Origin of the sequence: Sphingomonas albertensis, from assembly GCF_014358075.1 — a bacterium.
Taxonomy (GTDB): Bacteria; Pseudomonadota; Alphaproteobacteria; order Sphingomonadales; family Sphingomonadaceae; genus Sphingomonas; species Sphingomonas albertensis.
In genome coordinates this window covers 23,738-49,442 of the sequence record NZ_JACONT010000028.1, presented here as the reverse complement: position 1 = coordinate 49,442, position 25,705 = coordinate 23,738, and the positions used below count along the sequence as shown (strand labels likewise).

The 25,705-nt window shown below is 67.8% G+C and carries 19 protein-coding genes; 12 read left to right on the top strand and 7 right to left on the bottom strand.

Annotated elements, in window-relative coordinates; genetic code table 11:
* The first annotated feature begins 66 nt into the window (after window positions 1–66).
* The gene (locus tag H8S47_RS13080) at window positions 67–585 is read left to right on the top strand and encodes a phosphoribosyltransferase (RefSeq protein ID WP_187504279.1); all 519 of its coding nucleotides are present in this window, start codon (window positions 67–69) and stop codon (window positions 583–585) included.
* A 285-nt stretch (window positions 586–870) separates the two neighbouring features.
* Here the strand turns inward: H8S47_RS13080 and H8S47_RS19240 are convergent, their stop codons facing one another.
* Together H8S47_RS19240 and H8S47_RS13070 are read right to left on the bottom strand one after the other, a co-directional pair.
* Window positions 871–1,176: a hypothetical protein gene (locus H8S47_RS19240; protein ID WP_398457002.1), complete on the bottom strand. Its 306-nt coding sequence runs from the start codon at window positions 1,174–1,176 to the stop codon at window positions 871–873.
* Window positions 1,177–1,391: 215 nt separating this feature from the next.
* Complete coding sequence (locus H8S47_RS13070; RefSeq protein WP_235982869.1) at window positions 1,392–1,898, bottom strand: ubiquinol-cytochrome C chaperone family protein; 507 nt, start codon at window positions 1,896–1,898, stop codon at window positions 1,392–1,394.
* 133 nt (window positions 1,899–2,031) lie between these two features.
* Between H8S47_RS13070 and H8S47_RS13065 the strand changes: the two genes are divergently transcribed.
* The 6 genes from H8S47_RS13065 to H8S47_RS13040 all read left to right on the top strand — a co-directional run bounded on the left by H8S47_RS13065 (window position 2,032) and on the right by H8S47_RS13040 (window position 8,779).
* Complete coding sequence (locus H8S47_RS13065; RefSeq protein ID WP_128454806.1) at window positions 2,032–2,538, top strand: outer membrane protein assembly factor BamE; 507 nt, start codon at window positions 2,032–2,034, stop codon at window positions 2,536–2,538.
* Window positions 2,539–2,835: 297 nt separating this feature from the next.
* Entirely contained in the window at window positions 2,836–4,257 is a 1,422-nt protein-coding gene (locus H8S47_RS13060; protein WP_328805537.1) for a glycosyl transferase family protein, read from the top strand.
* Window positions 4,254–5,246, top strand: coding sequence for a hypothetical protein (locus H8S47_RS13055; RefSeq protein WP_187504277.1), 993 nt, complete (start codon window positions 4,254–4,256; stop codon window positions 5,244–5,246). The genes H8S47_RS13060 and H8S47_RS13055 overlap by 4 nt, the downstream gene beginning before the upstream one ends.
* 111 nt (window positions 5,247–5,357) lie before the next feature.
* Window positions 5,358–6,272, top strand: a complete 915-nt coding sequence (locus H8S47_RS13050) for a sulfite exporter TauE/SafE family protein (RefSeq protein WP_187504276.1) — start codon at window positions 5,358–5,360, stop codon at window positions 6,270–6,272.
* A gap of 38 nt (window positions 6,273–6,310) precedes the next feature.
* Window positions 6,311–7,030 (top strand): TIGR02186 family protein, encoded by a 720-nt coding sequence (locus H8S47_RS13045; RefSeq protein ID WP_187504291.1) that lies wholly within the window; start codon window positions 6,311–6,313, stop codon window positions 7,028–7,030.
* A 78-nt stretch (window positions 7,031–7,108) separates the two neighbouring features.
* Entirely contained in the window at window positions 7,109–8,779 is a 1,671-nt protein-coding gene (locus H8S47_RS13040) for an ATP-binding protein (RefSeq protein WP_187504275.1), read from the top strand.
* A gap of 63 nt (window positions 8,780–8,842) precedes the next feature.
* On the opposite strand, the gene H8S47_RS13035 is transcribed toward H8S47_RS13040, so the two are convergent.
* The 4 genes from H8S47_RS13035 to H8S47_RS13020 form a co-directional block, all read right to left on the bottom strand.
* On the bottom strand, window positions 8,843–10,144 hold the full coding sequence (locus H8S47_RS13035) for an MFS transporter (protein WP_235982867.1): 1,302 nt from the start codon (window positions 10,142–10,144) through the stop codon (window positions 8,843–8,845).
* A gap of 196 nt (window positions 10,145–10,340) precedes the next feature.
* Window positions 10,341–12,149, bottom strand: coding sequence for an alpha-amylase family glycosyl hydrolase (locus tag H8S47_RS13030; RefSeq protein ID WP_187504273.1), 1,809 nt, complete (start codon window positions 12,147–12,149; stop codon window positions 10,341–10,343).
* A gap of 8 nt (window positions 12,150–12,157) precedes the next feature.
* Window positions 12,158–14,659, bottom strand: a complete 2,502-nt coding sequence (locus H8S47_RS13025; RefSeq protein WP_187504272.1) for a TonB-dependent receptor domain-containing protein — start codon at window positions 14,657–14,659, stop codon at window positions 12,158–12,160.
* A 98-nt stretch (window positions 14,660–14,757) separates the two neighbouring features.
* Window positions 14,758–15,741 (bottom strand): LacI family DNA-binding transcriptional regulator, encoded by a 984-nt coding sequence (locus H8S47_RS13020; RefSeq protein WP_187504271.1) that lies wholly within the window; start codon window positions 15,739–15,741, stop codon window positions 14,758–14,760.
* A 205-nt stretch (window positions 15,742–15,946) separates the two neighbouring features.
* Between H8S47_RS13020 and H8S47_RS13015 the strand changes: the two genes are divergently transcribed.
* Genes H8S47_RS13015 through H8S47_RS13005 form a run of 3 tightly spaced genes read left to right on the top strand, consistent with a single transcriptional unit; the run spans window position 15,947 to window position 20,947 of the window.
* Complete coding sequence (locus H8S47_RS13015) at window positions 15,947–18,637, top strand: TonB-dependent receptor (RefSeq protein WP_187504270.1); 2,691 nt, start codon at window positions 15,947–15,949, stop codon at window positions 18,635–18,637.
* Window positions 18,637–19,761 carry a Ca2+-dependent phosphoinositide-specific phospholipase C gene (locus H8S47_RS13010; protein ID WP_235982866.1) on the top strand — a complete coding sequence of 375 codons (1,125 nt, stop codon included), beginning with the start codon at window positions 18,637–18,639 and terminating at the stop codon, window positions 19,759–19,761. Before H8S47_RS13015 ends, H8S47_RS13010 begins: the two co-directional genes overlap by 1 nt.
* A gap of 1 nt (window position 19,762) precedes the next feature.
* Complete coding sequence (locus tag H8S47_RS13005) at window positions 19,763–20,947, top strand: histidine-type phosphatase (protein ID WP_187504269.1); 1,185 nt, start codon at window positions 19,763–19,765, stop codon at window positions 20,945–20,947.
* Window positions 20,948–20,974: 27 nt separating this feature from the next.
* On the opposite strand, the gene H8S47_RS13000 is transcribed toward H8S47_RS13005, so the two are convergent.
* Window positions 20,975–22,477, bottom strand: a complete 1,503-nt coding sequence (locus H8S47_RS13000; RefSeq protein ID WP_187504268.1) for a M23 family metallopeptidase — start codon at window positions 22,475–22,477, stop codon at window positions 20,975–20,977.
* Window positions 22,478–22,676: 199 nt separating this feature from the next.
* Between H8S47_RS13000 and H8S47_RS12995 the strand changes: the two genes are divergently transcribed.
* On the top strand, window positions 22,677–25,181 hold the full coding sequence (locus H8S47_RS12995) for a helicase-related protein (RefSeq protein ID WP_187504267.1): 2,505 nt from the start codon (window positions 22,677–22,679) through the stop codon (window positions 25,179–25,181).
* A complete protein-coding gene (locus H8S47_RS12990) occupies window positions 25,174–25,482 on the top strand; it encodes an RNA-binding S4 domain-containing protein (RefSeq protein ID WP_235982864.1) in 309 nt (102 codons plus the stop codon). Before H8S47_RS12995 ends, H8S47_RS12990 begins: the two co-directional genes overlap by 8 nt.
* Window positions 25,483–25,705 lie beyond the last annotated feature (223 nt).

Genomic DNA, 25,705 nt, shown 5'->3' with positions numbered 1-25,705 from the left:
CCCTGGGCTCCTGCTTTCGCAGGAGAACGGCTAGCTCTCGCAACGGCAAGTCGGTAGCGTCTAAGAATGCCGATTTTCACCCCTATCCCACAGCACGAGTTCGTCGCCGCGATCCACATCCTCGCCGCCAAGCTGGTCGAGGATACCGAGTGGAAACCCGATTACATCATCGGGATTGGTCGTGGCGGTCTCGTGCCCGCAGTGTTCCTCAGCCATGCGATCGGTTTGCCGACGCTGTCGGTCGATTATTCCAGCCAGGTGAAGGACTTTGCCGACGAGCCGCTGGTGAAGCTGGCCGCGCGCACGCGCAATGGCGAGCGGCTGCTGTTTCTCGACGATATCAATGATTCTGGGCGGACGATCACGCATTTGCGGGGAGCGCTGGCTGCGGCGGGGGCGGTCGAGGGCGCGGTACGGTTTGCTATGCTGATCGATAACCTCAGCTCGGCGGAGCGGATCGAGTATAGCGCGCGGGTTATCGACCGGGCGGTGACCAAGGACTGGTTCGTGTTCCCTTGGGAGGCGGTCGCGCCGGCTGCGGCGATTGCCGAGGACGCGGCGGAGGTGCCCGAGCGGATCGCGTGACTGAGCTTCTCCCCTCCCTGGAAGGGAGGGGCCGGGGGTGGGTTGGCCAGCTTTGGTCGCAACCGTGCCGTGATACGGAAACGGGGGGCCCCCCCCCCCCCCCCCCCCCCGCGGGGGGGGGGGGGCGCCCCCCCCCCCCCCCGCCGGGGGGGCCCCCCCCCCCCCCCCCCCCCCCCCCGGCGGGGGGGGGGCGGGGGGGGGCGCCCCGGCCGATTGGCTACCCCAGCCTTCGAACAACGGGCCGACCCACCCCCAACCCCTCCCTTCCAGGGAGGGGAGCTAGATTCAGCTCTTCCCCGCCATCCTCGCCTTCAAATCCGAGAACGCATTCGCCGGCCGGAACTCGTCCTCGCTGATAACCCCCGCCGCCGCCAGCGCAGCGGCCGCGTTAGGCCCACGCGGGAACGGATCGATCGACAGCGCCAGCGTGTCCGCCGCCGCCTCGCCCAAGTCGATCGTCCCGCCCTGGATCGCCACCATGTCGAGCGCATCGTCGGACAGCTCGACCTCGTCGCCCTCGGCGATCAGTTGCTCGACGAACAGCAGTGCGACCGGCTCGTCGATCTGAGTATCGAGCGGCTCGTCGGTCACCGAGCACGCCTGCACCGCCGCCCCGGTCACGCGCCCCTTCACGACGATGCCGCTATCGGTGCGCTTGATGCCGAGTCGTGCGTCGAGCCGCGCGATCGAGAGCAGGTCGAACCGCTTCGCCAGTGCCGCGCGCTCGTCCTCGTTGGCAACGATCTCGACGATCCGCTCGCGCTCGCCGATCGTGTCGAGGCGTTCGGGGCGGCTGAACTCGGGCTTCACGGCAATTCTCCAGATAGCAGATTCGGTAGCGGCATCGCCGCCAGCCCGGCATGAAACGCCATTACCGACTCGCGGACATGCGCCAATGCGGCACCGTCCGGCGTCACGCCGCGGTACAGGTTACGCACCAGAGCCGGCGCGATATCGCCCGCCGCCAGCCCCTCGCGATATGCCCCCAGCCGCCCGCCGAGCATGCTCATCATCTTGCCGATATGCTTGCCGACGATGATGTCGCCGATCCCGATCTCGCGCAGTTGCCCGTCCATGTCGTCGACGAACCGCTCGGCCAGCCGCGCCGCGGGATCGCCGCCCGCCGGCTCGGCCTCGAGCCGCAGCATCGTGAACGCCAGCAGTGTCGCGATCATGTCGAACCGGCCGTCGACCGTGTCCGGCACCGCGCCCTCCCGGTACCAATGCTCCGCGCGCGCGCGTGTGACCACCGCGTTATACAGCGGCAATGCCTCGTCCGGCTTCTCGCCGAGCAGTCTTCCGAACCAGCTCAATCCGTCGTCCTTCAGGTCGCAACCGCGCTTCGGCTTGTTTGCCCGCGCAACCTCGCATATCGAGGCGAACGGCGGCCGATGCAAATGCGTGGGACTCGTCACGTGTTTTCGCGTGCCCCGGTTGGGAGTTTATATGAGCGTGTTTTCCGCCCGTACGGGTCTCGCCGCGGCACTTGCGGTTGCCGCATTGGCCAGTGGGGGCTGCACCCAGCTGCGCTCGCACCAGGGCTATGTGGTCGACACCGATCTCGTCAACTCGGTCCAGCCGGGCGTCGACAACCGCCAGTCGGTGCTCGCCACGCTGGGCAAGCCGACGCTCGCCGGGCAGTTCGACCAGGGCGACTGGTATTATCTCGCGCGCGACAGCCGCAACCTCGCGTTCCGCAATCCGCGCCCGAACGCGCAGATCACGCTGCAGATCAGCTTCGACCAGAAGGGCACCGTCACCGCGATCCGTCGCGGCGGGCTCGATCAGGTCGCCTCGATCAAGCCGTACGGCAAGAAGACTCCGACGCTCGGCCGCGAGCGCGGGTTCTTCCAGGATCTGTTCGGCAACATCGGCACGGTCGGCGCAGCGGGTGCCGGCGGCGGCGCGGGCAACGGCAGCAACACCGGCGGCGGCGGTCGCGACCGGCCATAACGGCTGACGCCCGCAACGACGAGGGCGGGGCTGGGATCGTGCGGTTTGCAATCAGCACGCGTGCGATCATCGAGGCGGCCTAGGCCGCACCGCCCGTTACGCGGCGGTGCGACCAGGCCGGGCATCATCGGCATCTGATCCCGAAAGGGGGAAGGGATCCGGTATGTAACGTCCGCCCGACCGGATGGTTCGGGGGCGTCGATGCGTTCCTCACAAAAATCGTGAAACATCCGATTCCGACCCTACTGAATCCGAAACGGACGTAAATCTACTGTACGCCCCAGACGGGGGTGGAGCGTGGCCGAGTCGCTGTGGATGATCGATGCATTCGCACGCGAGACGCTGTTGTTCGCCAGCGTCGGGCTGTTCATCGGCGGCGTCGACGACCTGTTGGTCGACCTGCTTTTTCTCGGCCAGCGGCTGCGCCAGGGCCGCAGGCGTAGGCTGAGTATCGCGACGCTGCCGCCGCCGCGGAGTACGGGGCGGATCGCGGTGTTCGTCGCCGCGTGGGACGAGGCGGCGGTGATCGGCGGGATGCTGTCGACCGCACTCGATCGCTACGACCATGACGATTACCGGATCTATGTCGGCGTCTATCCCAATGATCGCGAGACGATCGATGCGGTCGTGGCGGTCGCCGAGCGCGATGCGCGGGTCCGTATGGTCATCGGCCGGCGTGACGGACCGACCACCAAGGCCGACTGCCTCAACACGGTGTGGCATGCGATGCGCCGCGACGATGCGCGCGAGGCGGTCGCTACCAAGGCGATCGTATTGCACGATGCCGAGGACGTCGTGCACGCGCAGGAATTGCGGGTCTTCGACAGCCTGATCGACCAGTATGAAGTGGTCCAGCTTCCCGTCCTGCCGCTGGTCCATCGCGGCTCGCGGCTCGTCTCGGGCCATTATGCCGACGAGTTCGCCGAATCGCACGCCAAGCAGATCGTCGTGCGGACGGCGTTGGGCGCAGGCATGCCACTGGCCGGGACGGGGTGCGCGATCGCACCCGATGTCCTGGCAATGATCGCGCAGGCCCGGGGCGGGGATCCGTTCGACGCCTCCAGCCTGACCGAGGATTACGAACTCGGCCTGCGGCTCGCGGAACTCGGCGCGCGCGGCATCTTCGCGCGTGTCGCGACGGCGGACGCGGGCACGGTCGTCGCCGTCCGCGCCTATTTCCCGGGCACGATGCGCGAATCGGTCCGCCAGAAGACGCGCTGGATGACCGGCATCGCGCTGGCCGGTTGGGATCGGACCGGGTGGGCGAGGCCGCGCGCGTTCGCCGATCACTGGATGCGGATGCGCGACCGGCGGGCGCCGCTCGCGGTCGTCGTCCTCGCCGTCGCCTATGTCGCGATGCCGCTATGGGCGATGTCGCTCGTGATCCACTGGCTGATCGGCGAGCCGGCGAGCCATGCGAGCGCCTATCCCACCGCATTCTGGCTGTTCGTCGCCAATGCCGCGCTGCTCGGATGGCGGCTCGCACTTCGGATGCTGTTTACGGGGCGCAGCTACGGTTTCCGCGAGGCGCTGTGGTCGTTGCCGCGCTTCGTGGTCGGGAATCTCGTCTCGCTGATCGCCGCGCCCAATGCGGTCCTGCGCTATATCGGCATGCTGCGCGGCGCGGCGCCGGTGTGGGACAAGACGCGGCACGAGTTTCCCGATCTGTCGCCGGCAACGCCGCCCGGCCTGGAATGCGAAGCCGCCGAAAGAGGATGAAGGGCGGCCGTCCGCTACGCTTTCTCGCACTGTCCTTGGGCGGCTGGGTCATGATTCGGGTGGCATTGCTGTTGCCGGAGGTGGCGTCGCTGCCCGCGTCCGAGATGATCCCGCGGGTCATCGACGTGCTCGTGCCGCAGGTTGCCGCCGCCGTGCTTGGCCGATCACGCCCCATGGCGACGGTCGCGATGACCCTGTCCGACGCCACACCGTCCCCAATGGTGATCGTACGCCGGGCGATACGACAGCCCATCAGCGCCCCTGCGCCTTCGATCGCCGAGGCCGTTCGTGAAGCCCCGCAGGAGCGGCCTCACGTCGACGCCATCCCGTCTCCGGTCGCGCCGCCTATGGTTGCAAGGAGGGTGGCTCGTCTTAGCGGAAGCGCCTGGCTGCTGGCGCGTGGCGGGCCGGCCGGGACCGTGTCGGGCGGGCAGCTCGGCGCGTCGCAGGGTGGCTTGCGGCTCGTCTATGCGCTGGGCGACCGACGCAGGTTCGCACTGGTTGCGCGGGTCGCCACGCCGCTCGAGGGCAAGGGGCGCGAGGCGGCGGTCGGGATCGAATGGCAGCCGACCCGCTTGCCGATCCGTCTCGTCGCCGAACAGCGCTTCGTGCTCGACGGGGGGCGTGGGGGGCCGACGCTCGGCGTGATCGCGGGCTATGGTCCGTCAGATATCGCTCCCGGAGTCCGTGTCGAAGCCTATGGGCAGGCCGGGGGAATCGTTCGCGACGGGATCGAAGGTTTCGTCGACGCGTCCGCGCGACTGACGCATCCGCTCGGCAAGGTGGCGGGTGCGCGCGTGGACGTCGGCGTCGGCGCGTGGGGGAGTGCGCAACGTGATGCCAGCCGGTTCGACATCGGCCCGTCGATCGTCGCGACATTACCGGTCGCGGGCAAGACCCTGCGTCTGACGCTCGACTGGCGCGAGCGAATCGCCGGTGGCGCGCGCCCGGGTTCGGGACCTGCGCTCTCGATCGGCAGCGACTTCTGATGCGTCCCATCGCGCAGGGAGGAAGCGACCATCGTCGACCCAACGCCTCCAATCCAGTTCGCGCGCGTCGAGCCTAGCCCCGCGCGCGCAATCCAGTGTAACGCTGCGGCCGTGGATCTGTATCTCCCCGTCGCCAACCTGTCGGTCAACGCGCTCGTCATCATCCTGCTCGGCGGGGGCGTCGGGCTGTTGTCGGGCATGTTCGGGGTCGGTGGCGGCTTCCTGACGACGCCGTTGCTGATCGTCTACGGCATCCCGCCGACCGTCGCCGCCGCCTCGTCCGCGAGCCAGGTCACCGGCGCCAGCGTCTCGGGCGTGTTCGCGCATTTCCGCCGCAAGGGCGTCGATACGAAGATGGGCGGGGTGCTGGTCGCGGGCGGTATCCTCGGCTCGTTCTTCGGCGCGTGGCTGTTCCGGCTGCTCCAGCAAAGCGGCCAGATCGATACGGTGATCGCGATCGTCTACGTCCTCATGCTCGGCTCGATCGGCGGCATGATGGCCAAGGAATCGATCGGCACGATCGGCCGCGCGCGCACCGGACGCCCACCGAAAGCGCGCAAGCGCCGCCATCATCCGCTCGTCGCCGCGCTCCCGCTGCGCACGCGCTTCTATGCGTCGGGGCTTTACATCTCACCGCTCGCACCGCTGTTGCTCGGCTTCTTCACCGGTATCCTGACGATCCTGCTCGGCATCGGCGGCGGCTTCATCCTCGTGCCCGCGATGATCTACCTGCTCGGCATGGCAACCTCCGTGGTGGTCGGCACGTCGTTGTTCCAGACGCTGTTCGTCACTGCGGTCGCGACGATGGTCCACGCGACCACCACCAAGGCGGTCGACATCGTCCTCGCCGGACTGCTCCTCCTCGGCTCGGTGGTCGGCGCACAGATCGGCGCGCGCTTTGCCACCAAGTTCCGCCCCGAATATCTGCGCCTCGCGCTCGCGGTGATGGTGCTGCTGGTCGGCGCGCGCATCTTGCTCGGGCTGGTCTGGCGGCCCGAGGAGATCTTCTCGGTCACGCTGTCGTGAGGCGCGCGCGCTGGCTCGTCCTCTTGGCGCCCTTGCTGATGGCGCAGGCGAAACCCGTGCTCGTCCCCGACGTGTCGCAGCGCAATATCGAGATCGCCTACAGCTTCACCGGCGCCGAGCTCCTCCTGTTCGGCGCAATCCTCTATCCCGGGGGGCGGTTGCCGAGCGACGAGCACCCAACCGATGTCGTCGTCGTCGTGAAGGGCCCGACCCAATCGGTCCTGATGCGCGAGAAGGAAAAGGTCGCGGGCATCTGGGTCAACGCGTCGCGCCTGCGCTATCGCTCGGCCCCCAGTTTCTACGCAATCGCCTCGTCCAAGCCGATCGACCGCCTCGTCGACGACCGGACGCGCGCGATCTACGAACTCGGGCTCGACAGCCTGCAATTGTCGCCCGCATCCAGCGCGCCGGTCGACACGCAGGACCGCTTCCAGAAAGGCCTGGTCGATCTCAAGCGCCGCGCCGGCCTGTATTACGAGGCGCCGCGCGCGGTCGAGATCACCGACGGTGTCCTCTACCGCGCACGCGTATCGATCCCGGCGCGCGTGCCCGTCGGGCGCTTCACCGCGGAGACGTTCCTGATCCGCGACGGCCGCGTGCTGGCGGCGGCGGTGCGCGATATCGAGATCCGCAAATCGGGCTTCGAGCGCTTCGTCGCCCGCGCCGCCGAGCGATCGTCGGTGATCTACGGACTGGTCGCGGTCGCGCTGTCGGTATTCCTCGGCTGGGCAGCGGGCTGGATCGCCCGAAGAGTGTAGCGCGCGTTCACCATCGTCACCGGATGTTTACGCCTTTGCTGGCACGGTCGTGGCGGAATGACTGGGGATGTTGCCGGAATGAGCCAAATGCCGGGATCAGATGCGTTCGCGCGCGCAGTGTCGCTGGACGGTGGTCTGGCCAGCGCGGATGCGATGGCGGCGCCGATCGGGGTCGTCTTCGCGATCGCCGGATCGAGCAGCCGCGTGCTGCTGGATCGTGCGTCGATCGGCGGCCTGTTCGACGATCCCGACCCCGTCGTCGCGGCAGCCGGCCAGGTCGGCAGCCAGGTCAAGATGCGGGTCGGCGGAACATGGCTGGTCGCCAATGTCCGCTCGCTGAAGCTCGAGGACACGGCCGGCACCTGCATCGCCGCCGAGATCGATTTCCTGGGCGAGGGTGACGAGGAAAAACTCACCGGCAAGCTCTACCGCTTCCGTCGCGGCGTCACGCGGTATCCGATGCCGGGTTGCGAGGTGTTCCCGATCACCAGCTCGGATCTGGAGCAGGTCTATGCCGCCGACGACCGCGTCAACATCACCGTCGGCACGGTGTATCCGACCGAGGACATCCGCGCCGCGCTGTACGTCGATGCGATGCTCGGCAAGCATTTCGCGCTCGTCGGATCGACCGGCACGGGCAAGTCGACCGGCGCTGCGCTGATCCTTCACCGGATCTGCGAACTCGCGCCGCAGGGTCATATCGTGATGATCGATCCGCACGGCGAATATGCTGCGGCGTTCAAGTCCAACGGTGCGATCTACGACGTCTCGAACCTCCAGATGCCGTATTGGCTGATGAACTTCGAGGAGCATTGCGAGGTGTTCCTCACCAGCAGTGGCACCGCGCGGCAGTTCGATTCCGACATTCTCGCCAAATGCCTGCTCGCCGCCAAGGCCAAGAGCCGGATAGGGCAGGAGATCGCAAAGCTGACGGTCGACGCGCCGATCCCGTATCTGCTCAGTGACCTGACGGCGATCATCAACGCCGAGATGGGCAAGATGGACCGCGCCGGCGACACCGCGCCCTATCTTCGGCTGAAGACCAAGATCGACGAGATCAAGGCGGATCCCCGCTATGGCTTCATGTTCTCGGGCATGCTCGTCGCGGACACGATGGCGGGCTTTCTCGCGCGGATCTTCCGCCTGCCCGGCGAGGGCAAGCCGATTTCGATCATCGACGTCTCGGGCGTGCCGTCGGAGATTACCTCGGTGGTCGTCGCGGTGCTGGCGCGCATGACGTTCGACTTCGCGATCTGGTCGCGCAACGAACCGCAGCGCCCGATCCTGCTCGTCTGCGAGGAGGCGCATCGCTATATTCCGGCGGGTGAGGAAACGGGCAGCGCGGTCGGGCGCATCCTCGGGCGGATTGCCAAGGAAGGCCGCAAATACGGCGTGTCGCTAGGCTTGATCACGCAGCGCCCGTCGGATCTGGCGGAAGGCGTGCTGTCGCAGTGCGGCACGATCATCGCGATGCGCCTCAACAACGACCGCGACCAGGCCTTCGTCCGCGCTGCGATGCCCGAAGGCGCGCGCGGGTTTCTCGATTCGATCCCCGCGCTCCGCAACCGCGAATGCATCATCTGCGGGGAGGGCGTAACGATCCCGATCCGGGTCAGCTTCGATCGGCTCGAGGAATCGAAGCGACCGGCGTCGAGCGATCCGCTGTTCTCCGAACTCTGGCGCGACGTCGGCGGCGAGGACCAGATCATCGGCCGCACCATCCAGCGATGGCGCGCCCAGGGGAAATAACGGCGCCGGATTGCGAGGCGGATCATGCCGGCGGCGGAGACGCAGCGGGCATGATCCCGCGCGCTATCGGCGGCTAGGCATCGTCACGCGGGTCGTCGCGATCGCGCCGAGCACCATCAACGCGCCGCCGAGATACAGGATGTTGCGCGGTTCTCCGCCCAGCAGCGAGTGGTAGAACAGCGGCACGGTCAGGCTCTCGATGATCATCGGGATGACGATGAACATGTTGAAGATGCCCATGTAGACGCCGTTGCGTTCGGGCGGGATCATGTCGATCAGCATGATGTACGGGTTGCCCATCATGCTCGCCCAGCCGATGCCGATGCCCAGCATCGCCACGAACAGCGCGGGCTCGGTGCGCAAGCCGGGGATCGCAAGCATAGCCACGCCCGATGCGAGCAGGCAGGCGGCGTGTGCGCTCTTGGCCCCCCAGCGGCGGGCGAGCGGGACCAGCGCGATTGCCGCGACGAACGCGACGGCGTTGTAGAACGCGCCGAGCTGGCCGACGGTCAGCACGGTATCGCGGAACGCTTCGCTCTTGGCATCCGACGTGCCGTGCAGCGACCGCGCGACCGCGAAGGTGATGAACTGCCAATAGGCGAACATCGCATACCATTGGCACAGCATCGCCAGCGCCAGCTGCCGCATCGGCCTGGGCATCTCGACCAGCGCGGTCTTGAGGTCGCGCAGCGTGCCGCTGAGCGTCAGCGGTTCCTTCGCCAGCCGCGCCTGCTCTTCGGCGGGCAGCGGCAGTTCGGGAACGCGGACCACCGACCAGACGATCGTCGCGAGCGACAGCACCGCACCGATCAGGAACGCGATCCGCGTAATGTCTGGGATCCCGTTGCCGTCCACGGCGTCCTTGTTGAAGCCGATCCACACCAGCAACGACGGCGCCAGATACGAGAGCGTCTGCGCGAGGCCGGTGAAGGCGGATTGCGTCAGGAAGCCGGCGGCGCGCTGATCGTCGGGCAGGCGGTCGCCGACATAGGCGCGGTATGGCTCCATCGTCACGTTGTTGGCGGCATCGAGCACCCACAACAGGCTGGCGGCCACCCACAGGGTTGGGCTGTACGGCATCGCCAGCAGGCACAGGCTGCACAGCACTGCGCCGATCAGGAAATAGGGGGTGCGGCGGCCGATCCGGGTCGAGGTCCGGTCGCTCATCGCACCGATCAGCGGCTGGATCAGCAGCCCGGTCATCGGCCCGGCGAGCCACAGCAGCGGCAGGCTCGCCTCGTCCGCGCCGAGATAGCCGTAGATCGGCGCCATGTTGGCCTGTTGCAGCCCGAACGAGAATTGCAGCCCGAGGAAGCCGAGGTTCATCTCGATGAGGCGGACGAGCGACAGACGCGGTTTGGTCATGCGGCCGAGGTTCATTGTCCTGCCCCTTGTACGCGATGGTCCGGCGCGAACCGATCGATCCTCCCCCGCCAGGGGGAGGTGGCGCCGAAGGCGACGGAGGGGGAGGACACGAAACAGCGGTTCCTCCTTACCTCCCCCTCCGTCAGGCTATGCCTGCCACCTCCCCCTTGCGGGGGAGGATTGTGAAATTGCATGCTCACGCTGCAGGCCCCGCCCAGATGACGCCCCATGGCTCGACAGTGAGGGTGGCACCGCAAGGCTGTTCGGACAACCGATCCTGCCACCCTGCCAAACCTTCGACCTGCACGGCAGCGTCGGAGAAGTTCAGGAACACCCGGTCGCTGCCACAGCCGATCCCGAGCAGCGCGGGCGAGCCCGTCGCGATCGCCACCGGCGACCCCGCACCGCCACTCGCGATCCGCGCCGCCCGCAGCGCTTCCAGATCGCCACCGATCCGCCGCGCGGTAGGACCATCGAGCGCCGTCCAATCCATCTCCGGCCGGTGCAGCCAGCGCCCTTCATGCGCGCGCTCCGGATCGCCCAGATAACTCGCGTCGTTCAACAGCCCAGCCTCGTCGCCCATGTACGTCGTCGCCAGACCACCACTCGCGATCGACAGCGCATTGAGCAGCGCGATCCGCCGAAACGCCATCTCGCGCGCATCGTCGTCCGCCGCCGCTTCGAGCCCCGCCAGTGACGCCATCGTCCCGTTCGAGCCGTGCAGCACCGAGCCGTCCGACTGGAACGGTGCCCCGCGCGCCCAGCTGCCATCGCCGCCTTCGAGGAAGCGCGCCGCCACTTTCAATCGCGCGACCGGGTCCGGATCGATCCCGGCCAGGTCGCCGATCACCGCGCCCCAGCCGATATCGTCGTGGCAGCGCGCGTAGCTCAGCCAGTTGGCGCCGCGCGGGAGGCCGCCGCTCGCCTCGACGATTGCGTGGGGCAGGGTGGCCGACTGCTCGGCCAACGCCACCCAGCCCGCCACCATCAGCGAATTATTGTAGACCAGATGGCATTCGGGCTCGAACCCGCCATCCCAGTCGCTGCCCTCGTCAGCCCCGAAATACGGCGGCACCAGCGCGGTCGGCACGATAGCCTCGGCCTTCAGCAGCGTCGCGGGCGCGACGATGTCGAGCGCGGCGCGCAAGGCCCGGACGATGAAATGTGCCTCGGGCCGGTTGCGGCAATCGGTGCCGACCTGCTTCCACAGGAATGCGATCGAATCGAGCCGGAACGCCTCGAAACCGTGGTTCGCCAGCCGCAGCATCGTGTCGACGATCGCCAGCATCACCTCGGGATTCGACCAGTTCAGATCCCATTGGAACGGATAGAAGGTCGTCCAGACCTGCCCGCCCATTGCAGGCACCGCCGTGAAGTTTCCTGGCGCGGTCGTCGGAAACACCTGGGGGAGGGCGGCTTCATACGCCTGCGCCTCGTCCTCGCTCACGACGTGATAGAAGGCCCGGTAATAGGGATCGCCCGCCCGCGCCGCCTGCGCCCAGCGATGATCGTCGGCGGTGTGGTTCAGTGCAAGATCGACGCACAGGCTGATCCGCCCCTCGCGCAGCCGCGCGGCAAGCCGCTCGACATCACCCATCGTCCCCAGCCGCGGCTCGATCGCCAGATAGTCCGCGACCGCAAAGCCACCGTCGCTGTCGACCTCGCGCGCCTTCAGCAACGCGAGCAAATGGAGATACCGAACCCCGAGCGATTCGAGATGGTCGACCTTGTCGATCAGCCCGCCGACCGTGCCGGCGAACCGATCGACATAGGTCGAATAGCCCAGCATGTCGGGCGCGACGAACCAGTCGGGATCGGTCAGCCGCGCCTCATCGAGCGCGACCATCGCCGCTGGCCGTTCGCTCGCCCGGTCACGGAGGATCGTCTCCATCCGCGGCCAGAGCGCCGCCAGTCGATCGGTGCCGTACAGCCGTTCGAGCTGGCGTTTGAATAGGGGGGTGAGCGCGTCGAGACGGCGTTCGGTCGAGGATAAAGTCACGCTCACCCGCCCGATCAGAAGCCGACGCGGACCGCGGCGGAGATCGTCCGGCCGGTGATCGAGCGCGCCCGCACGATACCGTTGGTCGGGATCGCGCCTTCCTCGGCTTCGGTAATGCCCTTCACGTCGAACAGATTGTTGCCGTTGACCGACAGCGTGACGTTCTCCGCCGGGCGGACCGACACGAACGCGTTGACCTGCGTGTAGCCGGGCATCTTGAGGACGTTGTTGTCCTGCGAGAAGCTGTCGGTGGTGCCGATCACGTTCGCGCCGACGGTCAGACGGCCGACATCGACCTGCGGGGTCGCCTGGAAGATGAACTTGGCCTGGCGACGCGGGCGATTGCCCTCGACTGCGGGGTTGAGCACGTCCTTGGTGATCTCGGCATCGGTGTAGGTGCCGCCCGCCGACAGCGAGAACGGCCCGCGTGCGATGCGGCCTTCGAGCTCGACGCCCTTCGCCTCATATTCGCGGTTGAAGAAGCGCTGCGTCGTCGCCTCGAAATTCTGCTCCTCGGTGCGCGCCCAGAAGCCGGTGGCGTAGAGCGAGAGACCGTTCTGGCGGAACTTGAACCCACCTTCGAGCTGGCGGACGAAATCGACCGCGGCGCTTTCGTCGGTCAGCCCGCCGGTCGTCGTGTTGATCGACGGGCCGAACAACAGGCGATCGGCGTTGGCGCGTCCACCGCGGCTGTAGCGTGCGAACACCGCAGTGCTGTCGGTCAGGCGATAATTCGCGCCGCCCGAGTAGGACAAATAGTCGTAGTTGTAGTTGAGCGGCGACCGGACGTTGGGGATCACCGCGACCTGGCGCTCGGCCGCCGAAATCACGCCGTCGCCGTTGATGTCGAACGTCGTGATGCCGCTGCCGAAGCCCGCGCCGAGATCGGCACCGGCGACGCTGCCGCGGGCCCGGCCGAAGTCGTAGCGGAGCGAGCCGTCGATGTTGAAGCGGCCGATCTCCAGACCGAGCTGCGCGAACGGTGCATAGGTCGTGTAGTCGAGATCGTACGACCGGCGGCAGCAATTGCCGAAGCCGCTCGCCGAATAGCCGGGGACGCCGTTCTGCGTGACCGGCACGCCCGCCGCGGTGCGGATGTCGACCAGTTCCGAACGGCCATCGTCGGCGACGGTCTGGACGAACGAGTTCCACAGCCAGTCGCTCTTGATGTCCTGGCGCGAGGCATAGAAGCCGCCGGTGATCGCCAGCGTGCCCGAACCGAGCGGGACGGACCCGTTGAGGCGGATGTCGTTGGTGATGTTGTTGAGGCTCTTCAGGTCGACGTCGAACAGCACGACGTTCGCGAGCAGGCCGTTGCCGTTGAGCGATGCCGGGTTGGCGATCCGCTGGCCGTTCTGCGATCCGCTGGCGTAGAACAGCTGTGCGCCGGCACCGCCGAGGCCGTTGGCGATCGTCTGCGCGGAATCCACCGCAGACGGGAAGGGCGAGGTGAAGCCGCCCGAGATATCCGAATAGCGGAACCGCTCGACGATGTTCCAGCCGTCGGCGACCGGGATCTGCGTCTCGAGGCCCGCCGAATAGACGACGGGATGCTGTCCGTCGCGGATCGAGCGCGTGACGAGCTTGTTGTCGCCGTCGAGCGTCTGCACGGTGCGGATGTTGCCGCTGTGCAGCGTGCCGTTGTTGATCGAGAAATTGGGGAGGTTGCTGTAGGTCGGGTCGCTGTTCGTGCCGCTCACCTGCACCGGGTTCGGGAGATAGCCGATCGCGCGGTCGTCGAGATACTTGCCGTACAGCCGGACATAGCCGCCATTGCCGAACGACTTGGTGATGTTCGCCTTGAACTGACCGCCCTTCACGCCGTCGTAACCGACCTGCCGCTGGCCGTCGCCGATCCGGTAGAAGCCGCCGAAATGATAGGTCAGCGTGTCGGACAGCTTGCCGCCCTGGTCGAAATCGACGCGGAATTCGCGGTAGTCCAGCCCGCTGGTCAGCTGGAACGCGCCGCCTTCCTGCTCGCCGGTCTTCGAGATGAAGTTGATGACGCCGCCGGGCGAGTTCGACGCGAAGGTCGAGGCCGAGCCGCCGCGCACCGACTCGATCGTCCGGACGTTAAAATCGGCGCGCAGGAAATTGTCCGCGTTGCCGAAGGTGATGTCGCCGAACTCGAGGATCGGCAGGCCGTCTTCCTGCAACTGGAGGAACTTCGAGCCGCCCGATGCGACCGGCAGGCCGCGGACCGAGATGTTCGCGTTGCCGTCGCCGCCCGATGCCTCGACCCGGATGCCGGGCAGGTTGCGGAGCAGCTCGCCCGAGGTGCGCGGTGCGAGCTGGACCAGCGCATCCGAATTGATCGAGCTGGTCGTGATCGAGGTGTTCAGCCGGTTGGTGCCGCGCGCGACCGCGGTCACGACGATGTCGTCCTGCGGTGCGTCAGCCGGCGCGCCGGCAGGGGCGGCAGCCGGATCGACCTGCGGATCGGCGGTCTGCGCCGAAGCCATGGTTGTGAACGAAGCGGCGGCGATGCCAGCCAGCAAAACGTGACGTACTTTCATGCGATCCTCCCTGCGGGCCGGCTTTCTGTGAAGCCAAGGATCGCCTCCTACTATTCCTGCAATCGATTGCAATGGCATTTCACAATCGATTGCAGGATTTATCCGGACTGTCGCGTAATGAGCACGGGTGGCACGATCGCGGACTCGGCCGGCTCCCCGGCGATCCGCTTCAGCAGGCGGTCGACCATCAGTTCGGCACCGATCGCCAGGTCCTGGCGGATCGTCGTCAGCGACGGCGAGGTATGCGCGGCAAGCGTCACGTCGTCATAGCCGACCACCGCGGTCGTGCCGGGAATGTCGATCCCAGCCTCGGCCAGCGCGCGCAGCACGCTCATCGCCGCGACGTCCGATGCCGCGAAGATCGCATCGGGAGCGCCGCCGCGCGCAAGATGCTCCGCCACCGCCGCATGAACCGCTTCGGGCATCATCGGCGTCGCCAGTACGTCGTGCGCAACGCCTGCGTCGCGCGCCGCCGCGGCGAACCCCGCCAGCCGGTCCGCGAATTCGGGCGGGGCAGGGTCGCCGACGAACAGGAGCTGCTGCCGGCCCTGCGCGATCAGATGCTCGGCCGCCATCCGACCGCCCGCGACATTGTCCGATCCGATCGTCAGATGATGCTGGTCCGGGCGATGCGCGCCCCATACGACCAGCGGACGATAGCGTTGCGCGACCCGCTCGATCACACCGAACTGGTCTGACTGCCCGACCAGCAACAGCCCGTCGATCCGCCCACTGTCGACCACGCGCTCCAGCCAGTCGTCGGCATCGGGAATGACCCGCGACAACAGGATGTCATAGCCGCGCTCGACCAGCAGATCCGCGAGGAAGCCGAGCAAGGACAGGAAGAACGGGTCGGTCAGGTGCTGCGTTTTTGCGTGCCCGAGCGGCAGGACCAGGCCGATCGCCCCGGTGCTCTTCAGCCGCAGGTTGCGCGCGAGCTGGTTGGGCCGCACGTCATGCTCGCGCGCCAAGGCGAGGATACGTGCCTGCGTCTTGGCATTGACCGAGCTGTGCCCGGCCAGCGCACGCGATACCGTCGCGGTCGAAACGCCGGCGAGCACGGCCAGATCGGCCAGTTTCATTGCGATGGGTCGATCCTCGTCGTCGCGACACTGCGGGCCATCGTACAGTCGTCGCCCATGGGCGGCAATTGCGGGCAGGATCGCGGTGCGCGGTGTCCAAACATGACGCCGTGTAACACGAGTGTCGCGGTTCGTTCGCGGAAATGACGCTGACGATACCTAGTGGCGCCGACGTGGCGACGGTGCCACCGGGGACCTTATTGCGATGCGTATGTTCAAGAGCCTGCTTCGGGCATCGGGTTCGCTGATCCTGGTTTCGAGCGCGGTTGCGGCGCAGGCGCAGGACCGCGTCGACCCGGCGATGCCGACGAACGCAGCCACGCCGGACAAGACCGGCGAGCCCGCTACCGGCACCGACGAGAATGGCGAGATCGTCGTCACCGGCAGTTACGCGCGCAGCCTGCGTGCCGCGACCGAGACGAAGCGGCGTGCCGATTACGGCGTCGATTCGATCAATTCGACCGACATCGGCAAGTTCCCCGCGCAGAACGTCGCCGAGGCGTTGCAGGTGATCCCCGGCGTGACGATCACCCGTCCGCGCGGCGAGGGTCTGTACGTCAGCGTCCGCGGGCTCGGGCCGCAGTTCCAGAGCACGCTGCTCAACGGCAGCACGGTCGCGCTGAACGACCTGATCGAGAATGGCGGTGCGAACGGTCGCCAGTTTCGCTTCGAGATGCTGCCCGCCGAGTTCACCTCGAGCATCGACGTCGTAAAGACGCCGACCGCGAACATGACCGAGGGTGCGCTGGGCGGGAATATCGACGTCAAGACGTTCCACCCGCTCGACGTCGGCAACAAGACCACGGTCAATCTGCGCGGCACCTATACGGGCCAGACCGACAAGGTGAAGCCGAACGCGACGGTCATCACCAGCGCGACCAACGCCAGCGGCACCTTCGGCATCCTGGCCGGCGCGCAATATTGGCAAAAGGCGGTGCGCAACGATCGCTTTCTGAACTTCGGCTGGAACCTGGACAAGTTCACCGCGCCCGCCTCGGGGGGGCTCGCGACCGGACTCTACACGCCGACCCGCACGCGCCCGACGATCGAGACCGAGGATCGCAAGCGGATCTCGGGCATGGTCTCCGCGCAGTGGAAGCCGAATGCCGAGTTCGAGACCACGCTCGACATTCTCGCGACCCGGCTCGACGTCGCCTATGACGAATTCGGCCTCGACATCTATCCCGACGATGCGAGCGTCGCGGGGCATCGCCCGGTGATCGTGCCGTCCAGCGTCAAGCTCGACGGCGATACGGTGGTCGCCGCGACGATCAACGACGTGCGATTCATGGCGTCGCGCGAATACAGCCTCAACCGCCACGACCTGCTCAACATCGGCCTGCGCCAGACCTGGGATGCCGATGCCTGGCACGCCTCGGGCACAGTCAACTGGTCGAGCGCCCACAGCTATCACCCGAACTATAACGAGGGCACGGTGCGCAGCCGCGCGATGTTCTTCGCGCCGCTGACCTACGACGCGTCCGCCGGCTACAAGACGATCCCGACCTTCACGACCACGACCGATGCGACCAACCCGGCCAACTACCAGCTGTACCAGTTCAACATCGCGCCGAAAGACAGCAAGGACTGGGATTTCTACACCCGCGCCGATGTCGCGCATGATTTCGACGGCTTCATCACCAAGCTCGCGGCGGGCGGCGAATATCACTGGCGCAAGCGCGACTATTTCCGCCGCGACTTCAACGTCAATCCGGCTGCCAACACCCCGCTGTCGAGCCTCGGGTCGGGCGCCTACGAACAATTGCCGTACGACGATTTCCTGAAGGGCGTGTCCGGCAATACGCTGCGCCAGTTCCTGGTGCCCGTCACGCAGGCCTATCTCGACGCGTTCTTCACCCCCGCGGTGCAGGCGTCGCCGCTGACCGCGGGCGATCTACGCTCGTCGTTCGTCGTGAAGGAGAAGATCTGGGGTGCGTATGCGCGCGCCGATTACGGCTTCGACGTCGGCGCGGTGCCGGTCACCGGCAATCTCGGCGTCCGCTATGTCCACACCGATCAGGTCGCGAGCGGTACGCTGACCACCGGTAGCGTCGCGACACCGGCAAGCTTCCCCAAGACGTTCAACAACTGGTTGCCGAGCTTCAACCTGCGCGCCGAACTGACGCACGATCTGGTCGGTCGCCTCGCCGCGAGCCGCGTGCTGACGCGTCCGAACGTCACCGACAGCGCGCCACGGATCACCGTATCGACCGATGCGCCGACCGCGGGCGGCGGCAATCCTCAGCTGGTGCCGTTCCTGGCCACGCAGTTCGACGGATCGCTCGAATGGTATTTCAACCGCGCCGGCTCGCTGACGGGCGCGGTGTTCTACAAGGCGATGGACGACTATATCACGCAGCAGAACGTCAACATCGACATCCCCGGTCGCGGCACGGTGTTGCTCTCGACGCAGGTCAACGGCGGCGACGCGAAGGTGTACGGCGTCGAGGCGGCCTACAACCAGGTCTTCACCTTCCTGCCGGCGCCGTTCGACGGTCTCGGCGTGCAGGCGTCCTATACGCACACCTCGGTCAAGGCGAGCTACACCGCAGGCGCACGGCCGATCCGCGACGAGCTGATCGGGCTGTCGAAGAACAGCGCCAACATCAGCGGCTTCTACGAGAAGGGACCGATCTCGACGCGGCTGTCGTACGTCTGGCGCGACCGGTATCTGTCGGGCACCGGCAGCACGACGCAGGCGCCGGTCTACACCGCGCCGTTCGGATCGCTCGACGGTAATATCTCGGTCAAGGCGAGCGACCGGGTGACGTTCAGCCTGGAGGGCATCAACCTGTCGGGTGCGCATCTCTACACGTATAACGACGACGAGAACCGCTTCGGCGAGATCAATTACTGGGGCCGGACCGTGTTGTTCGGCGTGCGGGCAGAATTTTGATGCGGACCTTCGCACGCGCAATGCTGGTGGTCGGTCTGTCGATCGGTGGCGCCACCCAGGCCGCCGAGCCCGATCATGCACCGGGGCAGGGGCCGGCGCGGATGAACGAGATCCAGGTCGTCGGCTCGCACAACAGCTTCAAGGCAAAGATCCCGGATGCGGTGATGGCCGAGCTGCGGCGGCGGGATCCGAAGACCGCGGCGGCGCTCGATTATTATCATCTGCCGCTGGCCGCACAGCTCGATCGCGGCGTGCGGCAGCTGGAGATCGACATCTTCGCCGATCCGAAAGGCGGTCGCTACGCCGATCCGAAGGGCGAGCGGCTTGCGCGGGCGGCGGGGGAGACGACCGCGTTCGATCGTGCGGCGATGCTGCGGCCGGGGTACAAGGTGTTCCACGTTCCCGACATCGACTATATCTCGACCTGCGTGACGTTGCAGCGCTGCCTCGGCGAAGTGAATGCCTGGTCGCGCGCGCACCCGCGTCATCTGCCGATCATGATCACGATCAACGCCGCCGATACGCAGGCTTCTGCGCAGGTCGCGGCACCGTTGCCGCTCGACGATGCCGCGCTGCTCGACTCGCTCGATCGTGAAATCCGGCAGGCGATACCGGGACGGCGGCTGATCGTGCCGGACGAGGTGCGGGGCAATGCCGCGACGCTGGCGGCGGCCGTGCATGGTAAGGGCTGGCCCACGCTGGAGGCTGCGCGCGGTCGGATCTACGTCCTGCTCGATGTCCGTCCGGCCGTCTCGAACGCCTATCGCGCGGGCCATCCGTCGCTGCGGGGACGGGCAATGTTCGGCTGGTATCCCGACGGCGAGCCCGAAAGCGCGATCCAGATCGTCCAGGATCCGTTGGTCGACGGCGCCCGCATCCGCGACTGGGTGAAAGCCGGCGTTATCGTCCGGACGCGGACCGACGCCAACACCGTCGAAGCGCGCACGCACGACAGGACCAAGGCGAAGGCGGCGACCGACAGCGGCGCGCAGGCGGTCAGCACCGACTATTATCCGGGCGCGCCCGACCCGCAGGGGTTCGGCTTCGCGGTGACCCTGCCCGGTGGAGCGATGGCACGGTGCAATCCAGTGCTGGTGACGGCGCCGTGCACGGTGGAGCCCTGAGATGCGCCTGACGTCTCTTCTGGTCGGACTCGCGATCGTCAGCAGCGCGGCGTTTCCGGTGCGCGCCAGTCTGGTGACCGAACGCGCGGTGCTGGTGATGCGGCACGGCATTCGCGCACCGCTGCCGGGGGAGGTGCCCGACGGCACGCGTACCGCAGCGCCCTGGCCGAAATGGTCGGTCGCCGATAGCCGGGTGACACCGCACGGTGTTCGGGCACTGCAGATCGTCGCGGCGGAAGACCGCAAATGGTTTGCGGCACGCGGCCTGTTTGCAGCGAAGGGGTGCCCGGGCGCGGGGGCGCTACGGATCGCCAGCAACAGTTCGGACCGTACGATCGCCAGCGGTGACGCCTATGCCCAGGGGTTTGCGCCGGGCTGCGGCCTGCGCGTCGAGCACCGTGCGCCCGGCATGGTCGATCCGATGTTCGAACCGCTCCGCGCGCATGCGACCGCGTTCGACGCGGCCAGGGCGATCGCCGATATCGACCGCGCGACCGGAGGCATGGCGGCGGTCGTGCGCCGGCACCGTGATGCGATCGCCAGCCTCGATCGCGTGCTGGGCTGCGGCGGGGGCTGCGTGGCCTCGGGACCGGCGCGTATCGTGTCCGATGACGGCGGTCACGGCATCGCGCTCGAAGGGGCAATCCGTGGCACGTCGGGCGTCGCGCAGGTATTGCTGCTCCAGTATCTCGAAGGCCTGCCCGCGCGCGACGTCGGCTGGGGCCGCGCCGACGCCGCGACGTTGAAACGGCTCGGGGCGCTGCATGCGGCGTTGTTCGCGGTGTTCGCCAGGCCGCCCTACATGGCGGCGCACCAGTCGTCGGTGATCGGGCGCCGCGTGATCCGGTCGCTGAACGACGGGCCGCGGCTCGATGTGCTGATGGGCCACGATACCAACGTCGCCGCGCTGGCGGCTGCGCTGGGGGTCGATCTCGTCACGCCGGGCTATGCGACCAACGACGTCCCGCCCGGCGGCGCGCTGCTGTTCGAACGGATCCGGGATACGGTTACCGGGCGGACCTTCGTGCGGGTCTCCTATCGCACGCAGTCGCCCGAGGTCCTGCGCGCCGGGGGGCGTGGCATGACGGTCACGCCGTTGCGGGTGGCCGGCTGTGCACGGACGCTCTGCCCGGCGGCGATCTTCACCCGGTCGCTCGAACGACGTCTGGCTCCGGTCCGCAACTGAACGTCGGGCGGGGCTGAACGTCAGGCGTTACCCGCCGACGCGGACCGCCAGCAGCTGCGCAACCTTCGCCTTGAACGCCCTCAGCTTCGCGCCGGACAATTGCGCGACGCTCGCGAACGAGACCGAGCGCGGGTTGATCGCGGTGCCGTTCTTCCACACTTCCCAGTGCAGATGCGGCCCGGTCGACATGCCGGTCGAGCCGATATAGCCGATCACCTGGCCCGCCCGCACGCGCGTGCCCGACGACACCGCGATCCGGCTCATATGGCCGTAGCCGCTCGCCATGCCGCCGCCGTGGACCAGCTTGACGAAATTGCCGTAGCCGCCGGTCCGTCCTGCGAACGCGACCCTGCCGTCGGTCATCGCGTGGATCGGCGCACCATAGGGCGCGCCGATGTCGAGGCCCTTGTGCATGCGCGTGAAGCCGAGCAGCGGGTGCGTCCTGAGCCCGAAGCTCGAGGTGATCCGCCCGATCACCGGCATGCCCGATACCGCGCGGCGTTCGGTCTGGCCGTTCGCGTCGAACCAGCCGCCGCGGCTCGCATCGTCGTCGACGTTCGCGGCATCGGGGGCGAACCGTACGAGCTGCACCTTGCGGCGACCCTGGTCGATCCCGGCGAACAGCAGGTCGCCGATCCGGGTCTCGCCGGTCGCCGCGCGTTCGCGCGCGACGATCAGGTCGAAGCTGTCCGAGGCGGTCACGTCGCGGCCGATCGACAGCCGTGTCGAGATCGCCTTGATGAACGACTCGACCGCCTTTCCGGGAACCCCGGCGGCGCGCGCGGATCGGTACAGGCTGGAGCCGACCAGGCCCTGGATACGCAGCGGCGTCGAGTCGATCGCGATCGGCTTGCGGTTCACCGTCAGCCCGCCCGCACTCCGCGCCAGCGACAGCGCCAGATCGAACCGCGCACGAAAATCGAGCTTTTCCAGCGGCCGGGCCACGGTCCGGTCCGCCCGCCGCCCGAGCGTCAGCGCGATCCGCGTGCCCGCCGGGATCGCCTTCGGATCGACCGACTGCGCGACCAGCGCCGCCGCCGCCTCGGCATCGTTGCGGCCGACGCCGGCGCGGATCAGGACGCGGTCGAAACTGTCCCCCTCGCCGAGCGTCGCGGAGAGATCGACGCTCGGCCGTTCGGGCACGTCGGCCAGCGGCGCGACGAGATCGTTGGCCCCCATCCGCCGCCCCGTCGTCGCACCCTGGGCAAGCGGCGAGATGCCCTGTGCCCGTGTCTCCTCCCACTCGGCGCCGGCGAGTGGCGTCGGCACCGGGCCGACCAGCGGCCGCACGCCCGGCGACAATATCCAGGTCGCGGCACACAGCGCGGTGCAGGTCGCAAGGCCGCGCCACCAGTCGAGACTGCCGATCCGCGCGCCGAGATCGGGCACCCAGTCGATCTGCGTCGCCCGGTCGAGCAACGGCGCGCGTGTCGGCTGGGGCAGTGCCCGGAGCCGCGCCGGCGTTGGCGCACGACCGAACCCCGCTGTCGCGCTCGCCAATTCGAAGCCCTGATCGTTACGAAGATACACGTAAGGCCCGCCCCGATGGTGCCGGTCCCCCCGGCGTCACGCGGTGGTTGTGGTCGCCACATGCTAAAGTCAAATTAACCGGTATGTATGGCTCGGCTAAATTGCGCTGAGATGTGCGCGGGCGGCGGCGGATCGTTAATACCGACGAAACTCTTCGCAGGTCATTGCGCCGCCACGCTTTACCCCCGATGTTGCTGCAATGAACGATGCCCGGAATGATGGCGCGAACGACGGGATCACGGCGGTTCTCGGCCCGACCAATACCGGCAAGACGCACCTCGCGATCGAGCGGATGTGCGCGCATTCCAGTGGCATGATCGGCTTTCCGCTGCGGCTGTTGGCGCGCGAGGTCTACGACCGCGTCGTCGCGATCAAGGGCGCGAACCGGGTGGCTTTGGTCACGGGCGAAGAGAAGATCGTGCCGCCCGACGCGCGCTGGTTCCTGTGTACCGCCGAGTCGATGCCCGACCGCGACGTTGCCTTTGTCGGGATCGACGAGGCGCAACTCGGCGCCGATCCCGAGCGCGGGCACGTCTTTACCGATCGCCTGATGCGCGCGCGGGGCCGCGAGGAAACGATGATCCTCGGCTCCGAGGCGCTGCGGCCGATGATCAAGAAACTCGTTCCCGGCGCGGAGATCGTCAACCGGCCGCGCTTCTCGACGCTGACCTATGCGGGCGCGAAGAAGATCAGCCGGTTGCCCAAGCGCTCGGCGATCGTCGCGTTCTCGGCGGAGGAAGTGTACGCAGTCGCCGAGATGCTCAGGCGCCTGCGCGGTGGTGCGGCCGTCGTGATGGGGGCGCTCAGCCCTCGGACCCGCAACGCGCAGGTCGCGATGTTCCAGGCGGGCGAGGTCGACTATCTGGTCGCGACCGATGCGATCGGGATGGGGCTCAACATGGACGTCGCGCATGTCGCGTTCGCCAGCCTCAACAAGTTCGATGGCAAGCGCCAGCGCCGCCTGACGGTGGCGGAGATGGCGCAGATCGCCGGCCGCGCGGGGCGTCACCAGCGCGACGGCACGTTCGGCGCGCTGTCCGACGATGGCCCCGGCGCGTTCCTGCCCGAGGAAGTGCTGGCGATCGAGGAGCACCGGTTCCCGCGCCTCGAAAATCTGTATTGGCGGCAGGGCGAGCCTGATTTCTCCAGCATCGATGCGCTGGTCGCGAGCCTGGAGGCGCGGCCTCCTGTGGGCGTCCTGCGCGCTGCGCCGCAAGCACTCGATCTCGGTGTATTGAAGCGGCTGGCCGAGGAGGGCTGGGTGCGCGAACGGGCGCGGCATCCGGCGATGGTGGCGCGACTGTGGGCGGCGTGCGGCGTGCCCGATTTCCGCAAAGTCGGGCTCGATCCCCATGCGCGCTTCGTGTCGCGGCTGTTCGGGCATCTGAGCGAGGGGCGGGGGCATATCCCGCACCAGTGGTTCGCCGACGAGATCGCGCGGCTCGATACGGTGGCGGGCGACGTGCCGGTGATCGCCGGGCGGATCGCCGCTACCCGCATCTGGGCCTATATAGCGCAGCGGGCTGACTGGCTTGCCGAGCCGACGCTTTGGGCCGCGCGCACTGCTGCGCTGGAGGAACGCCTGTCGGACGCGCTGCATGCGAGCCTGACGCAGCGGTTCGTCGACAAGCGCACGACCGCGCTGATGCGTCAGATCGGCGCGGATGCTGGCGCGCTGCCGGTGGTGATCGGGCCCGAGGGTGATGTGATGGTCGAGGATCATCCGATCGGTCGCCTCGACGGGTTCCGCTTCACGGTCGCGGCGGACGCGCGGGCAAGCGACAAAAGGTTGCTGCTGGCGGCGGCGGAGAAGCGTCTCACCGGCGAGCGCTCGCGGCGCGGGCAGTCGCTGGTCGATGCACCCGATGCCGATATCGCACTCGACGACGCGGCGCAGGTGATTTGGGCGGGGCACCCGGTCGCCAAGCTCGGCGCAGGACCGTCGTTCGCCCGGCCGAAGCTGATCCTCGATCGCTCGCTCGACTGCCTCGACAAGCCCGCGCGCGATCGGATCGAGGCACGGCTGTCGCTATGGCTCGGCGCGATGCTGAAGCGGCGGATCGCGGTGCTGGTCCACCTCGCCGACTTGAGTCGCGATCCCAACGCGACGCCCGCGTTGCGCGCGGTCGCCAGCGCGATCGAGGACGCCGGCGGGATCCTGCCGCGGTTACCGATGCGGCTCGCGCTCGACGCGATCGATCCCGAGGAACGCAAGCGGTTGCGCAAGATCGGCATCACGATCGGTGCGCTCGACCTGTTCGACGCGCGCTTGCTCAAGCCCGAATCGGCGCGCTGGCGGCGTATCCTCGCGGCGGCTCGCGGTACGACGATCGCCGTGCCGCGCGAGGGCGCCACCGTGCTGGCGCGTGGCAGCGAGGGTGCGGTTCTCGAGGCGGGGTTCCGCCCGCTCGGACTCCAGGCGGTCCGTGTCGATCTGATCGAGCGTATCGCCCGCGCCGCGCACGACTCGCGCCAGGGGCGCACGCCGTTTGCGCCCGATCCGGCGCTGGCCACCTCGATCGGTGTCGATCCGGCGTCGCTGGAGCGGTTGATGGCCGAACTCGGGTTCAAGGCGCTGGCGGGGGACACGCCGCGCTGGGTCTGGCGTGGCCGTCCGCCCGCGCGTCCTGCCCCGCCGACGCCGATCGATCCGTCGCGGCAGAATGCGTTTGCCGGGCTCGCCGCACTGGTCCGCCATGGTTGAAGGCGCGATGCGGATCGATCGGTTCCTGTGGTTCGTGCGGCTGGCCAAGACGCGGAGCGCCGCGCAGGCGATCGCCGAGAAGGGGCATCTCCGCATCGACGGCCGTCCGATCGATCGCGCGCATTGCCCGGTGCGGGTGGGGAATGTGCTGACGTTTGCGGTGGAGGAGCGGGTGCGCGTGATCCGGGTCGAGGCGCTGCCGGTGCGACGCGGGCCGGCGCCCGAGGCGCAGGAATGCTATCAGGATCTGATTGCTGGGAGGACGCCGGCCGGCACGGTCCGCGATCCCGCTTCGGAATAATCCTCCCCTGCAAGGGGAGGTGGCTGGCGCTTGCCAGACGGAGTGGTATCGATCCTATCGAGAGGGTGTCACCCCTCCGTCAGTCCTGCGGACTGCCACCTCCCCTTGCAGGGGAGGAACAGAGTGGCAAAGCCTGATAACGTCTCGCACAAGCCCAGCTATGATTGACGCGACGGGCCTGCGCGCATAGTCGCTGGCGCGTTCGTCGCCGGGAAGGAATCCG